Here is a 22,087-nt window from a genome sequence, read left to right as displayed (position 1 = left end):
TGTGGCGCGTTCGACCTTTACCGCTCTGGAATGGAGCGTGATCGCACTCGCCAAAAGCGACAATTTGAACAGCCTGAAAAGTCCCGGCCGCGTCGCTCGTGCGATGGGTTCGGTATTTGGACGCGGCACCCAGTCACGCCTTGCCGATCCAAAATTGGAAGCGCTGCGCCGACTTGCCATCCACGCGTGGCGGCGGGGGTTCGCCCTGCCAGTCTCCGAACTGGACGAATTCGTCGCCGCCGGTTTCACGATGGACAAGGCGGAAATCCTCCTCGCGAGCGTCGCCGGACAGCGCATCGCTCCACCATCACGGCGGTTCACAGCATGAACATGATTTCCCCTATTCAGGCCGATCACGAACTGGTCGATCGCCCTGTCCTTGGTCGGTTTAACCGTCTGTCCCGCTGGCAGCGCGTCACTCTGGTCACGCTGCCGATTGTCCTGATCGGAACCGTGGGTGCAAAGCTTGCCAGCGCCCCGCCACCGGTCGCCGCGCCCCAGCCCCCGATGATAACCGTGGCAGCACCGCTCGTCCGTCAAGTCAACGAATGGGACGATTATGTTGGTCGTTTCGCCGCCAGCCGTGCAGTCGAAATTCGTCCGCGCGTCGCTGGCGAAGTCACCGGTATATTTTTCCATGACGGTGACATCGTGAAAAAAGGGCAATTGCTCTTTACGATCGACGCTCGCCCGTTCGCTGCCGCTCTGGCAGAGGCTCGCGCCAATTCGGCCAGCGCGGCAAGTGCCCTTACGCTCGCCCGCACCGACCTTAGCCGCGCCAATCGCCTGATCGGTGACGAAGCGATTTCGGCCGGCGAAGTGGATTCCCTCCGCGCCAAGGTTGCGGCTGCATCCGCAGCTTTGGCCGCAGCGGACGCCCGCGTCCGCGCACGTTCGCTCGATGTCGAATTTACGTCAGTTCGCGCACCCATCGGTGGCCGGATTTCCGACCGCCGCGTCGATGCGGGCAATCAGGTCGCTGGCGGCGAAGGCACTGGCGGCACCGTGCTGACGACGATCAACGCGCTTGACCCGATCTACTTCAACTTCGATGGGTCCGAAGCCCTCTACCTGAAGAATCAGCGCGCCAGACAGCCTGGTGCAGAAGCACCTTCAGTTGAAATCCAGTTGCAGGACGAAACTGAGCACCGCTGGAAGGGCAAACTCGACTTCACCGATAACGGCCTCGATCAGCGTTCGGGAACGATCCGTGGACGTGCCGTGCTCAGTAATCCTGGCTATTTCCTGACACCGGGGATGTTCGGCAACATGCGGCTGGCAAGCGGGGGAACAGCCTCGGCGCTGCTAATCCCCGACGCATCGGTGCAGACCGATCAGGCGCGCAAAATCGTGTTGACCGTCGATACTCATGATCAGGTCATTGCAAAGCCAGTTGTTCTGGGGCCGGTCGTCGATGGGTTGCGGGTCATTCGTTCGGGTCTGAATGCCAATGATCGTATCGTGATCAGCGGCATCCAGTTTGCCGCACCAGGTTCGCACGTCCGCACGCGCGTCGGCAAATATACCGGCGATGCGACTGTCAATGCGACGGGCGCGCCTGCTCCAACGGCTGGCGAAGCCACGCTCGGCGCTCGTTAAAACACCTCTACCAAGGGATAACCCCATGCGGTTTTCGCGCTTTTTCATCACGCGGCCTATCTTTGCCGCGGTGATCGCGATCGTCATCACGATCATCGGCGCGGTTGCGTATTTCACGCTGCCGATCTCGCAATATCCCGACATCGTGCCGCCTACGGTCACGGTCACGGCGGGTTATCCCGGTGCTTCGGCTGAAACCGTTGCAGAAACCGTTGCTGCCCCCATCGAGCAGGAAATCAACGGCGTCGACAATATGCTGTATCAGTCGTCGCAATCGACCGGCGACGGCAATGTCACGATCACGGTGACGTTCAAGATCGGCACCGATCTGGATGCGGCGCAGGTGCTCGTCCAGAATCGCGTCGCCATTGCAGTACCACGCCTGCCCGAGGAAGTTCAGCGGCTCGGCATCGTGACACGCAAGACGTCGCCCGACTTCCTGATGGTGGTCAATCTGGTGTCGCCCGACAACTCGCTCGATCGCGGCTATATCTCAAACTATGCGCTCACGCAGGTTCGCGATAAGTTGAGCCGCATCGAGGGTGTCGGCGATGTCCGCATCTTCGGCGCTCGCGATTTCTCAATGCGCGTCTGGATCGACCCCGGTCGGGCCGCTGCGCTCGACCTCACCGCTGGGGAAATCGTCGCCGCCCTGCGCGCCCAGAACGTACAAGTCGCTTCGGGAACGCTGGGCCAGCCACCCTATGCGACTGGCAATGCCTTTCAGATCAATGTCGAAACACAGGGTCGCCTGACCGATCCAAAGCAGTTTGCCGATGTCGTCATCCGTACCGATGCCGATGGTCGTCAGGTCAAGGTTTCCGATGTCGCGCGCGTCGAACTCGGCTCGCAGGACTATGGGGTGAACACCTATCTCAGCGGCAAGCCAACGGTATTGCTCGGTATTTTCCAGCGCCCCGGCTCGAACGCGCTTGCCGCTGCTGCGAACATCAACGCGTCAATGGAAACGATGTCGAAGAAGTTCCCCAAGGGGCTTGCCTATAACGTCATCTATAATCCGACCGAGTTCATCGGCCAGTCAATCGAGGCCGTGAAGCACACGCTGGTCGAAGCGATCATCCTCGTCGTGCTCGTCATCCTCGTCTTCCTGCAGAAATGGCGCGCCGCGATCATCCCGGTCATCGCCATACCGGTATCGCTGATCGGGACGTTCGCCGTGTTGTCGGCAGTCGGATATTCGCTCAACAACCTGTCGCTGTTCGGTCTGGTGCTGGCCATCGGCATCGTGGTCGATGACGCGATCGTTGTGGTCGAAAACGTCGAACGCAATCTCGAAGCCGGGCTTTCCCCGCTCGAAGCCGCGCGCAAATCCATGGACGAAGTTTCGGGAGCGCTGGTCGCAATCGTACTGGTCCTGTTCGCAGTGTTCGTGCCGACGATCTTCCTTTCGGGACTGTCGGGTGCATTCTATCGCCAGTTCGCCGTTACGATTTCGACAGCGACCGCGATCTCGCTAATCCTGTCTCTGACCCTGTCACCAGCACTTGCCGCGATCCTGCTGAAGCCCACTGAAGTTGTGGGAACAGGGGGACCGGTGAAGCAGTTCATCCGCCGCGCCGGCGACCGGTTCAATCACGGTTTCGAACGGCTCAGCTTGAGCTACGCAGCGATGACGCGTCGTCTGGTCAATGCACCGCGCAAGATGATTCAGTCTATGCCGGGCTGATCGTCCTTACCGCAGCAATCTTCATGATCACGCCGGGCGGCTTTGTACCGGCACAGGATCAAGGGTATTTCCTGACCGTCATCAAGCTTCCTGCGGGAGCTTCGGTCGAACGCACCGACGCGGTAATGCAAAAGGTCGTGAAGCGCATTCTGCCGCTCGCGGGGGTGAAAGGCGCGGTCATGCTGGCCGGGTTCGACGGGCCATCGCAGACGCTCGCGCCGAACTCCGCCGCCGCTTACATCCCGCTGAAAAGTTTTGAGGAACGCGCCAAGCTGCACGCGACGATCGGCAGCATCATGGCAGAGGCGCATAAGGCGACCGCTGATATCGACGATGCGTTGCTCATCATGCTGCCGCCGCCGCTCGTCCAGGGCATCGGTTCGGCGGGTGGCTATCGCATGATGATCGAGGACCAGTCGGGCAACGGCTATGCCGCGCTCAGCAAGACGGCTGGCGAGTTCATCGGCAAAGCCAACCAAACCAAGGGCCTTGCCCAGATATACACATTCTTCGAAGCTTCGACGCCGCGCATCTTTGCCGACATCGACCGTGCGAAAGCCAATCTCCTCGGTGTCCCGCCAGAGCGTGTGTTCGAAGCGTTGCAGGTCTATCTGGGGTCGGCGTTCGTCAACGACTTCAACCTGTTGGGCCGCACCTATCGCGTGACCGCTCAGGCCGATGCTCCGTTCCGCAATACGACCGCCGATATCGCCAATCTGAAAACGCGGTCCAATTCGGGATCGATGGTGCCGATCGGTTCGGTCGCGACGTTCCGCGACAAGACCGGGCCATATCGCGTGGTGCGTTATAACCTGTCCCCTGCGGTAGAGGTCAACGGCGACACCGCACCAGGCTATTCATCGGGTCAGTCACTCAACGCGATGGACAAACTTGCCGATGCCACATTGCCCGCTGGTTATTCGCATGAATGGACCGACATTGCCTATCAGCAGAAAGCTGCGGGCAGCACGGCTGGGTTGGTTTTCCTGCTGGCCGTCGTGTTCGTCTTCCTTGTGCTGGCGGCGCAATATGAAAGCGTCACCCTGCCGCTCGCCATCATCCTGATCGTACCGATGTGTTTGTTAGCAGCGATGACCGGCGTGAATTTGCGGGGGATGGACAATAACGTCCTGACGCAGATCGGGCTGGTGGTGCTAATCGCTCTGGCCGCCAAGAACGCCATTCTGGTGGTTGAGTTCGCCAAGCAGGCCGAAGAAGAGGATGGCATGTCGCCGGTCGAAGCCGCAATTCACGCGGCCCAGTCGCGACTTCGTCCGATCCTGATGACCAGTTTCGCGTTCATTCTCGGTACCCTGCCGCTGACGATCGCGAGCGGCGCGGGTTCGGAACTTCGGCAAGCGCTCGGGACGGCAGTGTTCTTCGGAATGATCGGCGTCACCGCGTTCGGCCTGTTGTTTACACCGACATTCTACGTGGTTTGCCGCGCTTTGGGCACGCGATTCTCACGCAAGTCCAAGGCCCAGCACGCCACTTTCCAGCCTGCCGAATAGGAGCGGCACGTCATGAAAATCCAGATTTTGCTCACCTCGCTCTCGGCTCTCGCTCTCACCGCCTGCGCTGTCGGTCCCGATTATGTCGCCCCCCTGCCCCCTCCCAAATCGGCAGGTCCATTTATCGGGGTGACCAGTCCTGCCGTGGCCGTGGGTCAGGCACCCACGCTATGGTGGCGACTGTATGACGACCCGGTACTCGACGGGCTTATCGCTGACGCGTTGGCCGCGAATACCGACATTCGGGTCGCCGTCGCCCGGCTGGACAAGGCGCGCGCCTCGCTTCGGGGGCACGGTCGGATCGGCTGCCACAGACCAATATCGGCGCAAGCGGATCGCGCGGGCGCACTGCCGAAACACAGACATTGCCAGGGGCCGATCGCAACGGGTCGTCGTTCGATGTCGGTCTCGATATATCCTATGAACTCGATCTTTCCGGTCGGGTCCGCCGCAATATCGAAGCAGCCCGCGGCGACGTGAATGCTGCTGGAGCCGATGTGGATGCCGTCCGCGTCGCCATCGTTGCGGCAACGACGCGCGCTTATGTGGATGCAGCGTCCTCGGCCGAACGGCTGGCGGTCGCGAACCGCGTCGTTACGCTGCTGGACAAATCGGCAACACTGACCGCAAAACGGGCCGATGCAGGCCGCGCATCCCGGCTTGAGGTTGTGCGGACCCAGACGCTGCGCGACCAGCGTGCCGCACTCGTCCCGGCAATCGCTGCCGAACGTCAGGCATCGCTGTTCCGACTCGCAACTCTGACAGGTCGGACGCCGCAGGAGTTGCCCGCCATTGCCTCAGCACGCACGACCACGCCGCGCCTGACGCAGCCCATTCCCATTGGGGACGGCAGCGCGTTGTTGGCGCGTCGCCCCGATGTCCAGGCTGCCGAACGCCGTCTGGCCGCCGCCACAGCACGGATCGGCGTCGCCACCGCTGACCTGTACCCACGCATTTCGCTTGGAGGTTCGGTGGGATCGAACAGCAGCAGCCTTGGCGATCTGTTCGGTGGCGGCGCGCTGCGCTGGCTGATCGGTCCGCTCATCAGTTGGTCATTTCCGAACACCGGCGCCGCCCGCGCGCGCATTGCCGCCAGTCAGGCAGACACGCGTGAGGCTCTCGCAAACTTCGATGGCACAGTGTTGACCGCGCTGGAGGAAACAGAAACTGCGCTGTCCAATTACACGCGCGAAATCGAACGCAATGTCGCGCTTCATGCAGCGCAAAGCGGTGCCGCGACCGCGTCGCGCATCACCCACGCCCGCCAGCGCGAAGGGCAGATTGATTTCCTGAGTGTATTGGACGTCGACCGGACATCAGCCGATGCCGACGCCGACCTTGCCGCATCCGATGCGCGGATTGCACAGGCACAGGTCGAGCTGTTTCGTGCTCTGGGCGGTGGCTGGGAAAAAGGCCCGACCGTCGCAAGCTAAATGGGAAGCGCCATGCGACGCTTCCCAGCGTATTATTACTGCATTTTTACCGAGCTGGTCCGCTTGACCGGGCCGGTCAGAACCTTCGACCCGTAAGCCTTGGCTACTGCGGCGGCACCTTCGCCATTCATCAACACGACGCGTGTGCCGCCCGACAGCAATTTCTCGATCGCGCTGATTGAGGCTTTATGCTTCGCACAAGTCGCGACAACGTGGTCGTGCTCGGCATCGATATTCAAGGCGCGTGACATTCTATATTTTCCTATTTGTCGTGTTCAGGCTGATTTTCAGCGCCTCTGGTCTGGCGCGTCATGGCGATCGCAGCGGTAAGTGCTACGGCATTATAGGGCTTCTTAACGATAATTGAGCCTTTAAGCGATCCCGGCAATTCCAGAGCCTCTCCATAGCCTGTCGCGAAGATGAACGGTATCCCCGTGCGAGCAGTTGTTCGGCGATCGAAACACTCGTCTCTCCGCCGAGATTATAATCGAGTACGGCAAAACTGATCCGCCCCTCCTCGATCAACGCCAGCGATCGGACAACTGATGGCGCGGTAAAAACTTCGCGCGCGCCGATGTCGATCAGGGCATCCTCACCATCGAGGGCGATTATCATGCTGTCCTCGACCAGCAGGACAATTTCACCGGCCAGTAGGTCGCTTTCGATCATGTATTTCGGGGCAATCGGAAGAGCTGGCGCATAGTCCTCCAGAACGTGCGCGATATAACGCGACGGGATGCAGAAGCGGGCCGTCAGTCCCCCGGCCGGATATTCGACCTGCGCAGTCCCACCCAGATCGTAGGGCACGGAATTTTCGATAATCGTCGATCCGAACCCCCGGTGCGATGGCGGTTCAACCAGCGGGCCGCCACTTTCCGTCCATTTGACGATCAAGCTGCCCGAGGGTTCAATCTCCCATTCGATTTCGACCGAGCCATCGTCGCTGAGCGCACCGTATTTGGTGGCGTTCGTCATCAGTTCATGGATCACGAGTGCCATCACTGTAAACGCGGTCGGATCGATTAGCACATTGACGCCGCTGTGCGTGACCCGTTGACGTCTTTCGCCCAGATAGGCTTCGCTTTCGGTCCGGATCAGATCGATCAGCCGCGCCGGCCCCCAGCGATCAGAGGTCAGTTGATCGTGGGCGCGGGCCAGTGCCTGCACCCGATCGTCCAGCGTCGCAACGAAAGCTTCTGCAGACAGCGAACTGTCCCGCGTTTGCGAAATCAGGCCGCGGATCAGCGCCAAGATGTTGCGGACACGGTGATTAAGTTCGGCAATCAGGATAACCTGCCGATCCGCCGCGCGCCGACGGTCGTCGCCCGCCGTTTCGGACAAGCGCAACAGCACCTCGAGCAACGCAACTCGCAGCGTCTCAGCCACACGGATCTGCGCCGCAGTAAAGGGTTCACTCCGGCCTTTGACCAGTTCCGACCATTCCTCGAAACTTTTGCGCGGAGTCAGCCTTGGACCATTAGGGCCAAGCTCGATTTCCTTTTGCAGATTGCCGCCCCAGCGAACTTTGCGCAGCCTTTCGGTGCGAAACAGGATCACATAGTCGCGCGGTGCTCTCGACAATGGAATGGCAAGCATCCCCGAAGCGGTAGCTGCATAATCGGCTGCATCGGCGGTTAGAGACGCGAGCCAGTCAGTCGCAAAAACCTGTCCGCCAGCATTCGTGTTCAACAAACGCGCGAGCGCATGGAGTTGTTCGCGATTTGGCGTTTTACCCGACGTCTCGACAGTTCCATTAATATATACCGCGACCCCGTCCGCCGGGACCGTCGTGCTGATGATTTCACCCAGCCATGCCGCATCGGCCAGCAACGCACCGTCCTGGGCAACGGCAGCCATCAGGCGATCGGCGATGGCGCGCGCCTGCGCCTCATAATCCGATCCCGCCCGGCGTTCGCGCCCTTCCAGCGTCAGCGAGAACATCTGCCCGAACAGTTCGGCGGCAATGCGCTGGGCAAAACTTGGCAGTCGGGGCGAATAATGATGGCAGGCGAACAAACCCCACAGTCGGCCATCGACGATAATGGAGATCGACAGCGACGCACCGACGCCCATGTTACGCAAATATTCGAGGTGGATAGGCGACACTGCGCGTAAGATGGAGATCGACTGATCGAGCGGTTGCCGGTCTATATCGAGCGTAGGCACGATCGGCACGACGTTGCCCTTTACGTCCGCAATGATGCGAAACGTGCTTCTCAGATACAGTGCGCGCGCCTGCATCGGAATGTCCGACGCCGGATAGTGCAGCCCCAGAAAACTATCGACGCCCTGTTTCAGCGATTCTGCGACAACCTCTCCGCTGCCCTCGCGGTCGAAACGATAGACCATGACGCGGTCGAAATCAGTCAGTGCACGAACCTGACGTGCGCCCTCCGCAAAGAACCGCGTCATGTCTTGTGCCTCGCCAAGCCGTGACATCATGCCGCGCACCAGCGTTGCCGCGTCGAAGCCCGTTTGCGAAACCGCTTCCAGTTCGATGACGATCGAGCGCCCTGAAAAATGTATCGACGCATCGTACATCGGACCGCCCGGCACCAATGTCAGGCCAAAAGCGCGCTCGATCGCATCATCCCCGCGCAGCATCGCTGCGCGATTGCGCAGGACGTGCAGTGTTTCGCCCCCAAGAAATCGAGCAGCGGAAGTCCCAGCACATCGTCGGGTGACTTGCCCATCAGATTGGCAATGTTCGCCGACACACGAGAAATGAGCCAATCGGAGGAAACGGCGATTAGATAGCCGAAGCTCTGGATGTTGCCCGGCACATGGATCGGCTCACGGTCGCAATTCGTAAGATCTACGGAAACTTCGTTCATCAACGCGTCTCCGTCGCTGATTGTGTAAATCTGGCGAAGGCAAGCTTGGCCCCACCGATCGCATCGGCACGCCAACTGTCACTTTCGGAGCCACCGGCCTGTTCGAGTGCATCGGCAAACTTCCGCCAGCTACCCGCTTCATGCGTCGCAGAAAGATATCGCTTAGGCAGCTCCGGTCCGACACGCCCGGCAAGGATGCCTCCGCCCAGCCGCGATCCTTCCAGAACGTAAAGAGCACCCCATTGCGCGGCAGTCGATCGCGTCGGCAATGGCTTTCCTTCCGAAACGGTGACGCCAAGTTCAGCCAGATCGGCCTTTAACAACGGGAAACGCGCACGCCAGGGCGACCAGATGCCGGCAACAGCTCCCTCCAGCACGCCCAACACGCGTGCATGAGCCATCAGGAATTGCGTGTAGGATAAGCGCAGGGTGAGATCGAACCGACCAAATTCACTATCGACAGCCTCGTGATCGGCAGTCGTCGCAGCACGCAACACCATCCTGAGCGAAGGTTTGGCGGGTAGCAGAGGCGCGACGGCAATCAGGTCGCCTTCAGTCGTCATTTTCATGGGCGCATGCTGGCTGAAAGATCGGCTAATGAATGCACGCAAGGCTCCTGCAGCAAGCGGGAGCAACGGGCTCTCGGTCGTCACCATGCTCGCGGCATAGGAGTGACGATGTTTGGTTACTACACCATCACCGTTGCCACACCACTATGCAGAATAGCGAAACCGGCGACATAATATTGATTTCTGCGGATTTTTGCGCATCGGAATCAGCGGCGAACGAAAAGATCGCGATATTGGTGCGGTTGCGAACGAAGATATTGGTTCGGTGCAACGACATGGCCGCCAAGGTGCGCGGCGGCGTGCCACGGCCAGCGCGGGTCGAACAATATCGTTCGGGCAAGCCCGATCAAATCGGAGTCGCCAGTCCCAATGATCGCTTCGGCCTGCTCGAAATCGGTGATGAGACCAACCGCGATAACCGGGAGGTTCGCCGCCTGCTTCACGCCGCGCGCGAGTGGAACCTGATAGCTCGGACCAACGGGAATTTGCTGATCGGGCGAGTTGCCGCCACTCGACACATGGATCGCCGCACATCCACGAGCCTCCAACGCCTGTGCAAAGGCAATCGTCTGTTCCAGGTCCCAGCCGCCGTCGACCCAGTCACTGCCCGATACGCGCACGGTGACTGGCTTGTGTGCGGGGAAAGCGGCGCGAACGGCATCGAACACTTCGAGCGGGAAACGCATCCTGTTTTCGAGGCTGCCGCCATATTCGTCATCACGAAGGTTTGAGATCGGCGACAGAAATTCATGAAGCAAATAACCGTGCGCGCCATGAAGCTGAACGGCATCGATGCCAAGTCGCTCCGCACGTTTTGCCGCCGCCACAAAAGCCTCGCGCACGCGCGCCAGCTCGCTACGGTCCATCATTGTCGGAGGGTTATCACCCTTAGCAAACGACACGGCGGAAGGCGCAAACGCCTGCCATCCGTTGGGGGCAGTCGGCGCGACCTGCTTGCCACCGTTCCAGGGCAATTCGCATGATGCCTTGCGCCCGGCGTGCGCCAGTTGGATTGCGATGGGCATGTCCGAATGACGCCTGATGCTTTCCAGCACCCGCTCCATCGCTGCCTCGGTCGCGTCGTCGTACAGGCCAACATCAGCGTAAGTGATTCGCCCCTCCGGCAGCACCGCCGAAGCCTCGATCGTCAACAAAGCTGCTCCGGACAGAGCAAGGTGGCCGAGGTGGATCAGATGCCAGTCAGTCATGCAGCCATCGACGGCCGAATACTGACACATGGGGGCAATGACGATGCGATTGCGAAGGTTCAGTTCGCCGACTTTGAACGGCGTAAACAGTTGCGGAGCGGGCATGGTTTTCCTTCTGAAACTTGGAATCCCCGCCCTTAACGCATCAACTTGTTTACTGGCCCTTGGCAGCCTTGTTCACGGCCGCGCGCTCGGATGTGTCTTCGATCTGGAAAGCCATCGTGTCCCATGCTTCGGCGGCACGTTCGTGCATCGCGCGACGCTGCGGAAGGGTCGTAGCAGCAGCGGCAGCGCGCTCGGAAGCGGCGCGGTCGCGAAGAATAGTGGCTTGATCCAAAGCTAACTCCATAGGTCTGAGTCGGAAAGTATCGGCAGTTGAGCGGGTCCATACAGCTTTGTCGTGAAAATGCCACAGGAATCCGCCGTTTACTATATTTCGGGTGCAGGGAACGCTATTGCAAGCACCCCGTTAAACCTTCTGTTTCCAGGAGCTTTCATGGCAGAAAACACTCGATGAAGTCGGCGAAACCGATGTCGTTTTCAATATCCCATATCCCTGCGGACAAGCAGCGCGAAATGATCGATGAAGGGTCAGAAAATGAAGCAAGGACGCGAATGAAACATGCGGTCGATCAACTGATTCTTGTCCCCGACGACATTGACCTGTCGCGCTCTCCGCTCGCCGGGCATCTGGGTGCGGAAACCTATGTACTGGGTGCGTTCAACCCCGGCCTGACGCGGCTGGAAAACGGCAATCTGTTGATGATGGCGCGCGTAGCCGAGGCGCTGCGGCACCCCATCGTTGACGGCAAGGTTCATGCAATCCGCTGGGAAGACGGCCGCTATTTCCGCGACGCATGGCCGCTTGAACTCGCCAACACCGCCGATCCGCGCAAATTCATGCTTCAGAGCGGCGGCTGGAAAGTCATGGCGCTAACCTCGCTGTCATGGCTGCTGCCCGTCGAACTGACCCCCGACGGTCTCCAACGCGTTGCCATTCATTACGACAAGATCATTGCGCCGACGCACGACTTCCAATGCTATGGACTGGAAGATGCGCGGATCAGTCGCGTTGAGGGTAAATATCTGATGACGACCTGTTCGGTCAGCCCAGAGCGTCATTCGACCACGCTCTACAGTTCCGAAAACGGCCTCGACTGGCAATTCGAAGACATTGTCCTCGATCATCAGAACAAAGACATGCTGATCTTCGAAGGGCTGATCAACGACCATTTCTGGGCCCAAACTCGCCCGCTTGGCGACCTGTATTTTGCCTATCCACCGGGCAGCGAGTGGCGCTCCGGCCCTTCCATCAACCTCGCGCTATCTCCCGATGCGCATTTCTGGAAACCTTATCGAAAACCCGGCATTCGCCCCCATTCCGCCACGGTAGCGACAGCACGCATGGGCGGGGGACGCCGCCGATCCTGACCGAGGATGGCTGGCTGAGCCTATGGCACGGTGTCGAACCGAACGGCATTGTCGGGATATATCGAACCTATTGGTCGATATTGGGCCGCGATGACCCAAGCGTCGTTATCCATAGCCAGCACGAGCCATTGCTGGAGGCGAACACAGAATTGACGCAGCCTATCGACCACCAGATGTATATCCGCGACGTGGTCTTCACGACCGGCATCGCGGACGGCGGTGACTATTACGTCGTCGCATCGGGAGAGGCCGATCTAGCCTGTAGGATCACACACATCCCGAAGGACGTGTTCAAACTTTGACGAGCCTAAAGCGGTGCGCAAACCTCGCTCAACCAAACCGCCGCATCGCCATCCAGTTGCGGCCCGACAATCGTCAGAACTTTGGCATGATAGGCATTGATCCATGTGCGCTCCGGTCCGGTCAGCAACCCGACATCCATCATATTCCGGTCGATCGGCGCAAAAGTCAGCGTCTCGAAACCAAGCATGGTCATGTCCCCGTCGGGAAACCGCCGTTCCTCAACCAGCACAAGATTCTCGATCCGTATCCCGTAAGCATCCGGTTTATAATATCCCGGCTCGTTCGAGAGGAACATGCCCGCGCGCAACGGTTCCTCGGTCCCCGCCTGCCCACCGCCGGGCTTGGCAATCCGCTGTGGCCCCTCATGCACCGCCAGAAAAGCGCCCACTCCATGCCCGGTGCCATGCGCGTAATCCAGACCCGCAGCCCATAGGAATTGCCGCGCGAAGCCATCAAGTTGGCTACCCCGGGTTCCTTCGGGAAACACCGCCGTCGCCAGCGCGATATGGCCCTTCAGCACCCGTGTGAAACGATCGCGAACTTCCGCCGGAGCTTCGCCCGGCCCGACCCAGATCGTGCGCGTCACGTCGGTCGTGCCATCGGCGTACTGCCCACCGGAGTCGCACAGATATACCGATGACGGATCAATCCTGCGGTCAGTCGTCGCGTCCGCCTTATAGTGCATGATCGCCCCGTGCGGCCCTGCACCCGATATCGTATCGAAGCTCAGGTCGAGCAGTTTGCCCGTCTCATCCCGAAATGCACGCAATTGATCCGAAGCCGAAATTTCGGTCAGCCCGCCCTTCGGTGCCTCGACCGACAGCCAGTGCAGATAGCGCGACAACGCCGCCCCATCGCGCGCATGGGCACTGCGCGAACCGGCCTGCTCGGCATGGTTCTTGATCGCCTTTGCCAGCACTGCGGGATCGCGAACCTTCACCAGTTTCGCGCCGCCTTTCTCCAAAGCATCGAACACCGCCGCCACCGCCCGCTCTGGATCGGCCGCAACCCGCTTGCCCCCAACGCCGCCAGCGCAGTCGCAAATTCGGTCCGGTCATGCAGCCGCACACCGTTTCCCAAATGTTTGGCGACGGCATCGTCGATCTTATCCGGCGCAATAAACAAGTCGGCGGTCGCGTCGGCATTCAGGATCGCAAACGCCAGCCCAACCGGCGTATGCGTCACATCCGTCCCGCGCACATTGAACGTCCACGCAATCGAATCGAGCGCCGTCATCACTGTCGCATCAAGACCCTCTTTGGTCAGCCAGTCGGCAATCTCCGCACGTTTATCCGCAGATGACCTCCCAGTCAGCGCCGTATCCTGAACCGCAATCCTCGCTTCGGATCGCACCGGCTGATCGTCCCAGACCGCGTCAATCGGGTTCGCCAAGACCGGGACCAGTTCGGCACCCTTGGCATTCAGCGCCGTCTTCGCCGCCGAAACCCAGTCGCGCGTGTGCAGCCAGGGGTCATATCCGATCCGCCCACCGGCGCTCGCATTCATGCGCAACCAGTCCGCGATGCTCGTCTGCGGAACGCCCATATAGGCCCAGTCGTCCCCCGAGACCTGCGCACGCACCTGTAAAGTATAGCGCCCATCGACAAAGATCGCCGCCTGCTCGGGCAAGACAACCGCCGATCCTGCCGATCCCTTGAAACCGGTCAGCCACTCCAGCCGTTTGGCATAGTCCCCCACATATTCGGACATATGTTCATCAGTCAGCGGCACCACGAAACCATCGAGCTTTTGCGCGGCAAGCTGGGCGCGAAGGGCGGAAAGGCGGTCGGCATAGGTGGACATGACGGCAATCTTTGCTTCTAGGGGGAGACTCAACGAACATAGGTATGCTTCGCCGATGACTCCACCCCTCGCCCCACGCCGTCCGTCAACCACCACCCATCACAACGTTACGTTGACCGACGACTACGCATGGCTGCGCGATCCGGGCTATCCGGAGGTCACGGATACCGAAATCCTCGATCACCTAAAGGCTGAGAACGCCTATTTCGAGGAGCAGATGGAGCCGCAAAAGCCACTCATCGAAACGCTGTTTCAGGAAATAAAGGCCCGCATAAAAGAGGATGATGCCTCCGTGCCGGCAAAGGACGGCGCATATCTGTACTGGCGCGCGTTCGAAATGGGCGGTCAGTATCGCAAATGGTGGCGCAAGCCTGTTGCGGGCGGGCCCGACGAACTTATCCTCGACGAACCCGCCCTTGCAGAAGGGCATGAATATTTCCGGGTCGGCGCACTCTCGCTTACCGAAGATGGCCGCTTCCTTGCCTATTCGATCGATGACGATGGTTCGGAACGCTTCACCGCCCGCATTCGCGATTTGCGGACCGGCGCGCTGCTCGATGACACCGTTCCCGGTACGATGGGTGCGCTCGTCTGGAACGCCGACGGCTCGGCATTTCTCTATGGTCAGGTCAACGACCAGTGGCGGATCGACACGATCAAACTCCACCGTATAGGTACGCCGGTAGCCGACGATGTGATCATCTATCACGAAGACGACATCGGATTTCAGTGTGGCGCGGGCATGACCCACGATCGCAAGTGGATCGCGGTTGCCACGGGTGACAACACCACAAGCGAAGTCCGCCTGCTACCCGCCACCGACCCACTTGCCGAACCGATCCTCGTCCGCGCGCGCAAGCCTGGAGTCGAATATGATGTCGAGTCACACGACGACACCTTGTTCATCGTCACCAACGATACGAACACCAATTTCCGTCTCGCCACCGCGACCATTGCTGCACCGGGCGACTGGCAGGAACGCATCGCCCCGCGCCGCGACTTCTACCTGACTGACGTGTCCTGCTTTGCCGACTTCTTCGTGGTAGAGGGTCGCGAGAACGGCCTCGATCAGATCGAAATCCACAATTACGCAGGCGGGGCACCAAAGCGCATCGCCTTTCCCGAAGCCAGCTATACCGCCGGTCTCGACGAGAACCCAGAATACGCCATCGACACCATTCGCCTGTCCTACGATTCCATGATCACCCCCGATCGCGTTGTTGCCTATGACGTCGCGACCGCCGCGATGACTACGCTGAAAGAACAGGTCATCCCCTCGGGCTATGACGCCAGCAAATACACGACCGAACGCGTCGAGATCACCGCCCGCGACGGCACCAAAGTTCCCGTCTCGATCGTCTATGCCAAGGACTTCCCGAAAGACGGCACCCGCCCCCTGTATCTCTACGGATACGGCGCATACGGTATCGCCATCCCGCCAAGCTTTTCCGTAACACGTATCAGTCTGCTCGATCGCGGCTTCGCCTTCGCCATCGCCCATATCCGCGGCGGCGACGACCTCGGCCAGCAATGGCAACTCGACGGCAAGCTCGAAAAGCGCTGGAACGCTTTTACCGATTTCGTCGATGTTGGACGCGGCCTGTGCGATCTCGGCTTCTCATCCCCCGGCAAAGTCTGCGCGGCGGGCGGGTCGGCCGGTGGCGAACTGATGGGCGTTGTCATCAACACCGACCCCGACCTGTTCGGCGCAGTCGCAGCGCACGTTCCATTTGTCGATGTCCTGAACACGATGCTCGATGACACGCTGCCGCTGACGCCCGGCGAATGGCCCGAATGGGGCAATCCGATCATCGACAACGCGGCTTTCGACCTGATCCGCGACTATTCGCCCTATGACAATGTGAAGGCGCAGTCCTACCCGCCGCTCCTCATAACCGCAGGCCTGACCGATCCCCGCGTAACCTATTGGGAGCCGGCGAAATGGTGCGCCAAACTCCGTGAGTTGAAAACCAACGACAATGTTTTGCTTCTGAAAACTAATATGGGAGCCGGTCACGGCGGCAAATCAGGACGTTTCGAATCCCTGCGTGAGACAGCCGAAGAGTTTGCTTTCTTTCTCTGGCAAATGAATCGCAGTTGAGGTCAGGATCCCTAAATCCTTACCCGCCGCTGATACAAGCCAGCAACAATGCTGAAATAATTCTGTCACAAAACATGCGTCTGACTGTCACAAACCAAGCCTAGGGACTCGCGTGCTGGGGAGCCGAGTCCATCTCTAGGGGTAATTTTGAGACCACTTTCACGCCTGTTACTCAGCGCCGCAAGCCTCTCCGCTATCGTGGTTGCCGTCCCCGCTATCGCAAAGCCCACGCATTCCCGCCCCTCCAGCACATCTCAGGCCGCCGAATTAAAGGCCTTACGCGAACAGATCCAAATTCTGACCGCCCGCCTCGACGCTCAGGAAGCGGCAACACTCCAGACACAAAGCGCAACACGCGATGTTCAGGCGCAGACTGCTGCCGTGACAGCGCAGGCAGCGGAGATGCACGCAGTTTCGGTGACTCCATCTGTCACCGAAGCGCAGGTGAGCAGTCAGATCGCCTCTGCGATTTCGAAGGAGCATGCCAACGATAAATTTTACTTCAAAGGCATCACGATCACGCCGGGCGGTTTTCTGGAACTGGCAGGCATCTATCGTCAGCACTTCATGGGTAACGACATATCCACCGGATTCAATACGATCCCATTTCCGTCAAGCCACCAGGGCTATACGAATGAAGGCCGGCTTTCTGCGCGCCAGAGTCGTCTGTCTTTCCTCGCCCAGGGACAGGTGAATAAACAGGTTACGCTCGGCATGTACGGCGAATTTGATTTTCAGGGCGCTGCTCAAACTGCAAACTCGAACGAGAGCAACAGCTACAACCCTCGCATTCGCCAGTTATACGGCACGATCGATTGGGACCGTGGGAATTCAGGCATTCATCTCTTGGCGGGCCAAAACTGGTCGCTGGTAACAATGAACACTAAAGGCATCACCCCTCGTAATGAGCTTACGCCGCCACAGATCGACGCGCAGTACGTTCCCGGCTTTGCCTGGACCCGCACGCCTCAGATTCGGGTTGCTGCCGACTTCCTTGATCACAAACTGTGGCTCGCCGTATCTGCTGAAAATCCCGCCACGACTTCGAATGGTACTGTACCGGCCTTTATAACGAACACATCACCTTCCGGATCGGGATTCGATTCGGCGAATACGCTTTCTCTCAACCATGTTCCCGATATGGTCGGCAAGGTTGCTTATGAAGCCAACCTCGGAGGGCACGGACTGCATATTGAAGCGTTTGGCGTTTATCGTAATTTCAGCGCCCATGTGAACGGCGCGAATAACATCAACAAATCCGGCGGCGGCTTTGGTGGCGGCATCGTATTCCAGGCGATCCCCAAAGTTCTTGACCTGCAAGCGTCTGTAATGACAGGGCGCGGCATCGGTCGGTATGGCTCGTCGCAGCTTCCCGACGTCACATTTGGCGCTGATGGTACGATCCATCCAATCCGAGAGACCATGATTTTGGTTGGCGCCACGTTACACGCGACAAAGCGCATCGATTTATACGGATTTGCAGGCGAAGAGCGCGATCAACGTGAAAGCCTTGGTAACGTTGGTGCCACGCTTTATGGCTACGGAAACCCGCTCCTCAACAATAGCGGTTGTCTCATAGAAGGTGGGACTTGCTCCGGGGTCAGCAAGGACGTCCGTCAGCTAACCTTCGGGATTTGGGATAAATTCTATCAGGGCGCGTTCGGCCGCGCGCAGGTTGGAGTGCAATATAGTTACACCGATCGCGAGCTATTTTCTGCTGTGGGCGGAGCCCCAAGGGCGAACCAAAGCATGGGCTTCGTAAGCTTCAGATATTATCCCTTCTAAAAAGCACGGTTCCAGTGATTCAATCATGTTAGGAAATTCAATGTATAAAAAATTCATCATAGCTTTCGCCGGACTGGCAGTTGCCGGTGCAGCCGTAGCTGGCGACATCGCCGGAGCAGGCGCTTCGTTCCCTGCTCCCGTTTATGCACGCTGGGCTGAAATGTATCGCGCTTCGACGGGTTCGAAACTCAACTATCAGGCCATCGGTTCAGGGGGCGGCATCAAGCAGATCAAGGCATCGACCGTCGATTTCGGCGCGAGCGACAAGCCTTTGAAGCCCGCCGACCTTCAGGGTGCCGGTCTATATCAGTTCCCAACGGTCGTCGGTGGCGTCGTGCCGATCATCAACCTTCCGGGGCTTGCTGCGGGTCGTATCAAGCTGACGGGTGCAGTTCTCGGTGACATCTTCCTCGGCAAGATCAACCGCTGGAACAACCCTGAGATCCAATCGCTCAACGGCCATCTGAAGCTTCCGGGCACCCCGATCACCGTTGTCCATCGTTCGGACGGTTCGGGCACGTCCTTCCTGTTCACCACCTATCTGTCGATGAAGAACCCCGAATGGGCGGCCAAGGTTGGCGGCAATGATGCCGTTCAGTGGCCAGTCGGTTTAGGCGGCAAGGGCAATGACGGCGTTTCCGCTTTCGTAAAGCAGACTGTCGGTTCGATCGGTTATGTTGAATATGCCTATGCCAAGCAGAACAAGGCAGCGTATGCATTGGTCGCTAACAAGGCCAACCGCTTTCCACCACCAGTAACAGCCAGCTTTTCGGCGGCTGCGGCGGGTGCGAAATGGGCACAGGCTCCGGGCAACTATGTCCTTCTGCTCGATCAGGCGGGTCCCAACGCATGGCCGATCACGGGTGCAACGTTCATTCTCCTTCATAAAAACCAGACGAATGCCGAAACCGGTGCTTCGGTGCTGAAGTTCTTCGACTGGGCTTACAAGACGGGCGACGCCTCGGCTCTCGCGCTCGACTATGTGCCGCTGCCAGCCCCTGTGAAGGCGCAAATACGTCGTCAGTGGGCAACGAGCGTTACGTCCGGCGGCAAGCCGGTTTACGTAGCGAAATAATGCGAAAGGCGCGGCGGTGCTCTTCATCGCCGCGCCACTTTGCGCTTAAACAAATGACAGCAACCACCCTTCCCGCCGCGCGAGCATCCGGTTTCGCCCAGAAAGCACCCGGTGCGACCAGTGAGATTATCTTTCGCTGGGCCTGTGCTTCCGCAGCGACGCTGCTGCTGGCAACCCTTTCGGGTGTCGTCATCAGCCTCGCGATCGGGGGGTGGCCTGCTTTCCATACCTTCGGTTTCCAGTTCCTCACATCCACAACCTGGGATCCTGTCGGCGAGGTTTACGGTGCGGCCGGACCCATTGCCGGTACGTTGATTACTGCGTTTCTGGCGCTGCTGATGGCGCTGCCGCTGGCGATGGGGGCCTCGATATTTCTTGTTGAATTCGCTCCCGCGCGCCTCTCCCGCCCAATAGCGATGGCGATCGAACTGCTGGCCGGTATCCCGTCGATTGTTTACGGGATGTGGGGCCTGTTCGTCTTTGCGCCTTGGTTCGCCGAACACGTCCAGATGCCGCTGATGATGGCGGCAACGCCGGGAAGCTGGCTCGAAACCCTGGTTCAGGGTGTTCCGAACGGCGCGAACATCTTTACCGCCTCGATGATCCTCGCAATTATGATCTTACCGTACATGGCCGCCGTCTTCCGCGAGCTCCTCCTGACGGTTCCGGCACAGGTCCGCGAAGCTGGCTATGGTCTGGGCTGTACTCCGTTCGAGGTGATGAAATCGGTCACCGTTCCCTATGTCGGACAGGGAATGATCGGCGTCATCATGCTAGGTCTGGGCCGTGCGCTCGGCGAAACGATGGCGGTCACGTTCATCATCGGCAACGCGCATAATTTCCCGAAGTCGATGTTCGATTCAGGCTCGACCATCGCATCGACCATCGCCAGCGAATTCGCCGAAGCATCGAGCCCGGAACATACTGCCGCGCTGATTGCGCTCGGTTTCGTGCTGTTTGTCATTACGTTCATCGTTCTGGCAATCGCCCGCATCCTCCTCGCAAGATCGAAACGCTGATATGGCAAAGGAATTCGGCATCGCCCGCGCGCGTAATCGCCGCATCATAAACGCGGTATTCGTCGGCGCCTGTGGCATCGCCACATTCATCGCGCTTGCCGCGCTCGTCATGATCCTGTGGTCGCTGGTCATTCAGGGCATCGGTGGCATCGATGCAAAAATCTTCACCATGACCCAGCCCGCGCCGGGTTCCGAAGGCGGGCTGTCGAACGCCATCACAGGGTCGCTCATCATGTGCGGCCTCGGGATGTTCATTGCGCTGGTCGTCGGCATCCTCGCGGGTACCTGGCTCTCCGAATACGGCGGCAAGACCCGCTATGGGCAGGTCGTCCGCTTCATGAACGACGTGCTGCTGTCGGCCCCTTCGATCCTGATCGGCCTGTTCGTTTACGGCATATTGGTCGCGCCGTTCCACGGCTTCTCGGCTCTTGCCGGTGCCGTTGCGCTCGGCATCCTCGCTGTCCCCGTAGTCACTCGCACGACCGAAGACATATTGAACCTCCAGCCCAACACCCTTCGCGAAGCTGGCATGGCACTCGGTGCAACCCGCGCTTTCGTCACTCGCAAGATCGTCTGGCGCTCGGCGGCCGCAGGTCTGGTCACCGCAGGACTCCTCGGCTTTGCGCGTATCTCGGGCGAAACGGCGCCGTTGCTGTTCACATCGCTCGGCAATCAGTTCTTCAGTGTGAACCTGACTCAGCCGATGGCGTCCTTGCCGACCACCATCTTCCAGTTCGCCTTGTCAGCCTATGACGACTGGCGTCGCCTCGCATGGGTCGGCGCGCTCCTGATCGCCACGGCTGTTCTCACCATCAATATCATCGGGCGCGTGTTGTCCCGGGAAAGTCACCGCTGATGAATTTCGACATCCAATCCGTGGATACGGACGAACCCGTGATGGTCGCCCCGACCGGCGAACTGATCCTCGAAACGCGCAATCTCGACTTTTTCTACGGCAAGACCCAATCGCTGTTCGGCATAAACCTGCCGGTCGAGCGCAACCGTATCACCGCGCTGATCGGCCCATCGGGCTGCGGCAAGTCCACGCTGCTCCGTGCGCTCAATCGCATCTACGATCTATACCCCGGCCAGCATTCAACCGGCCGTGTCCTGCTCGAAGGCGAAGATGTCCTTACCGATCGTGCCAGCATCGCGCGCCTGAAAGCACGCGACGGTCATTGCGACGTTGCCCAGTCGAACGTCGATCTCGCCCGCCTGCGCGCCCGCATCGGCATGGTGTTCCAGAAACCAACCCCGTTCCCGATGTCGATCTACGACAATGTCGCGTTCGGCGTGAAACTTTACGAGCGTAAGTCGAAGGCCGACATGGACGTCATCGTAGAACGCTCGCTGACCCGCGCGGCGCTTTGGGGTGAAGTGAAGGACAAGCTCAACGCATCCGGACTCAGCCTGTCGGGCGGACAACAGCAGCGCCTGTGCGTCGCACGCGGTATCGCGGTCGAACCCGAAATCCTGCTGCTCGATGAACCAGCCTCGGCGCTTGATCCGATCTCGACGGCAAAGCTCGAAGAGACGCTGATGGCACTGAAGTCCGATCTGACCATCGTGATCGTCACGCACAATCTCCAGCAGGCGGCACGTCTTTCGGATCACACCGGCTTCATGTTCCTCGGCAAGATGATCGAATTCGGCCCGACTCCCGATCTGTTTTCCAACCCGCGCGTCAAACGAACCCGCGACTATGTCACCGGCCGGTTCGGTTAAGGAA

14 protein-coding genes and 4 pseudogenes are annotated in these 22,087 nt (G+C 59.5%); 11 read left to right on the top strand and 7 right to left on the bottom strand.

The window, feature by feature from the left end:
* Window position 1: 1 nt before the first annotated feature.
* The 4 genes and pseudogenes from D3Y57_RS15045 (at window position 2) to D3Y57_RS15030 (ending at window position 6,230) form a co-directional block, all read left to right on the top strand.
* Window positions 2–328, top strand: coding sequence for a hypothetical protein (locus D3Y57_RS15045; protein ID WP_239025874.1), 327 nt, complete (start codon window positions 2–4; stop codon window positions 326–328).
* Entirely contained in the window at window positions 325–1,599 is a 1,275-nt protein-coding gene (locus D3Y57_RS15040) for an efflux RND transporter periplasmic adaptor subunit (protein WP_121153879.1), read from the top strand. Before D3Y57_RS15045 ends, D3Y57_RS15040 begins: the two co-directional genes overlap by 4 nt.
* Before the next feature lie 25 nt (window positions 1,600–1,624).
* Window positions 1,625–4,797 (top strand): annotated as a pseudogene (locus tag D3Y57_RS15035) (efflux RND transporter permease subunit).
* A gap of 12 nt (window positions 4,798–4,809) precedes the next feature.
* A pseudogene (locus tag D3Y57_RS15030) lies at window positions 4,810–6,230 on the top strand (efflux transporter outer membrane subunit).
* Between the two features lie 35 nt (window positions 6,231–6,265).
* On the opposite strand, the gene D3Y57_RS15025 reads toward D3Y57_RS15030, so the two are convergent.
* From D3Y57_RS15025 to D3Y57_RS15005, 6 genes are all read right to left on the bottom strand, one after another.
* Entirely contained in the window at window positions 6,266–6,481 is a 216-nt protein-coding gene (locus D3Y57_RS15025) for a hypothetical protein (RefSeq protein WP_121153877.1), read from the bottom strand.
* Between the two features lie 82 nt (window positions 6,482–6,563).
* On the bottom strand, window positions 6,564–8,834 hold the full coding sequence (locus tag D3Y57_RS15020) for an HWE histidine kinase domain-containing protein (RefSeq protein WP_347400390.1): 2,271 nt from the start codon (window positions 8,832–8,834) through the stop codon (window positions 6,564–6,566).
* The gene (locus D3Y57_RS21415; RefSeq protein ID WP_347400389.1) at window positions 8,792–9,064 is read right to left on the bottom strand and encodes a hypothetical protein; all 273 of its coding nucleotides are present in this window, start codon (window positions 9,062–9,064) and stop codon (window positions 8,792–8,794) included. The genes D3Y57_RS15020 and D3Y57_RS21415 overlap by 43 nt, the downstream gene beginning before the upstream one ends.
* On the bottom strand, window positions 9,064–9,633 hold the full coding sequence (locus D3Y57_RS15015; RefSeq protein ID WP_162987152.1) for a biliverdin-producing heme oxygenase: 570 nt from the start codon (window positions 9,631–9,633) through the stop codon (window positions 9,064–9,066). The genes D3Y57_RS21415 and D3Y57_RS15015 overlap by 1 nt, the downstream gene beginning before the upstream one ends.
* 206 nt (window positions 9,634–9,839) lie before the next feature.
* Window positions 9,840–10,946 carry an NADH:flavin oxidoreductase/NADH oxidase gene (locus D3Y57_RS15010; protein WP_121153873.1) on the bottom strand — a complete coding sequence of 369 codons (1,107 nt, stop codon included), beginning with the start codon at window positions 10,944–10,946 and terminating at the stop codon, window positions 9,840–9,842.
* 49 nt (window positions 10,947–10,995) lie between these two features.
* A complete protein-coding gene (locus D3Y57_RS15005; protein ID WP_239025873.1) occupies window positions 10,996–11,178 on the bottom strand; it encodes a hypothetical protein in 183 nt (60 codons plus the stop codon).
* A gap of 278 nt (window positions 11,179–11,456) precedes the next feature.
* On the opposite strand from D3Y57_RS15005, the pseudogene D3Y57_RS15000 reads away from it, so the two are divergent.
* Window positions 11,457–12,574 (top strand): annotated as a pseudogene (locus D3Y57_RS15000) (glycoside hydrolase family 130 protein).
* Between the two features lie 5 nt (window positions 12,575–12,579).
* Here D3Y57_RS15000 and D3Y57_RS14995 read toward each other — a convergent pair.
* Window positions 12,580–14,378 (bottom strand): annotated as a pseudogene (locus D3Y57_RS14995) (aminopeptidase P family protein).
* 55 nt (window positions 14,379–14,433) lie between these two features.
* On the opposite strand from D3Y57_RS14995, the gene D3Y57_RS14990 reads away from it, so the two are divergent.
* The 6 genes from D3Y57_RS14990 (at window position 14,434) to D3Y57_RS14965 (ending at window position 22,083) form a co-directional block, all read left to right on the top strand.
* A complete protein-coding gene (locus tag D3Y57_RS14990; RefSeq protein WP_121153868.1) occupies window positions 14,434–16,479 on the top strand; it encodes a S9 family peptidase in 2,046 nt (681 codons plus the stop codon).
* 198 nt (window positions 16,480–16,677) lie between these two features.
* A complete protein-coding gene (locus D3Y57_RS14985; protein WP_121153866.1) occupies window positions 16,678–18,264 on the top strand; it encodes a hypothetical protein in 1,587 nt (528 codons plus the stop codon).
* A gap of 40 nt (window positions 18,265–18,304) precedes the next feature.
* Window positions 18,305–19,339 carry a phosphate ABC transporter substrate-binding protein PstS gene (pstS, locus tag D3Y57_RS14980; protein ID WP_121153864.1) on the top strand — a complete coding sequence of 345 codons (1,035 nt, stop codon included), beginning with the start codon at window positions 18,305–18,307 and terminating at the stop codon, window positions 19,337–19,339.
* A gap of 53 nt (window positions 19,340–19,392) precedes the next feature.
* Complete coding sequence (gene pstC, locus D3Y57_RS14975) at window positions 19,393–20,358, top strand: phosphate ABC transporter permease subunit PstC (RefSeq protein WP_121153862.1); 966 nt, start codon at window positions 19,393–19,395, stop codon at window positions 20,356–20,358.
* A 1-nt stretch (window position 20,359) separates the two neighbouring features.
* Window positions 20,360–21,214, top strand: coding sequence for a phosphate ABC transporter permease PstA (gene pstA / locus D3Y57_RS14970; RefSeq protein ID WP_239025872.1), 855 nt, complete (start codon window positions 20,360–20,362; stop codon window positions 21,212–21,214).
* Window positions 21,214–22,083 carry a phosphate ABC transporter ATP-binding protein gene (locus tag D3Y57_RS14965; RefSeq protein WP_121153860.1) on the top strand — a complete coding sequence of 290 codons (870 nt, stop codon included), beginning with the start codon at window positions 21,214–21,216 and terminating at the stop codon, window positions 22,081–22,083. Before pstA ends, D3Y57_RS14965 begins: the two co-directional genes overlap by 1 nt.
* Window positions 22,084–22,087: the final 4 nt, after the last annotated feature.

Source organism: Sphingomonas paeninsulae (assembly GCF_003660165.1).
Classification (GTDB): Bacteria; Pseudomonadota; Alphaproteobacteria; order Sphingomonadales; family Sphingomonadaceae; genus Sphingomonas_O; species Sphingomonas_O paeninsulae.
This window is presented reverse-complemented; position numbering and strand designations above follow the sequence as displayed.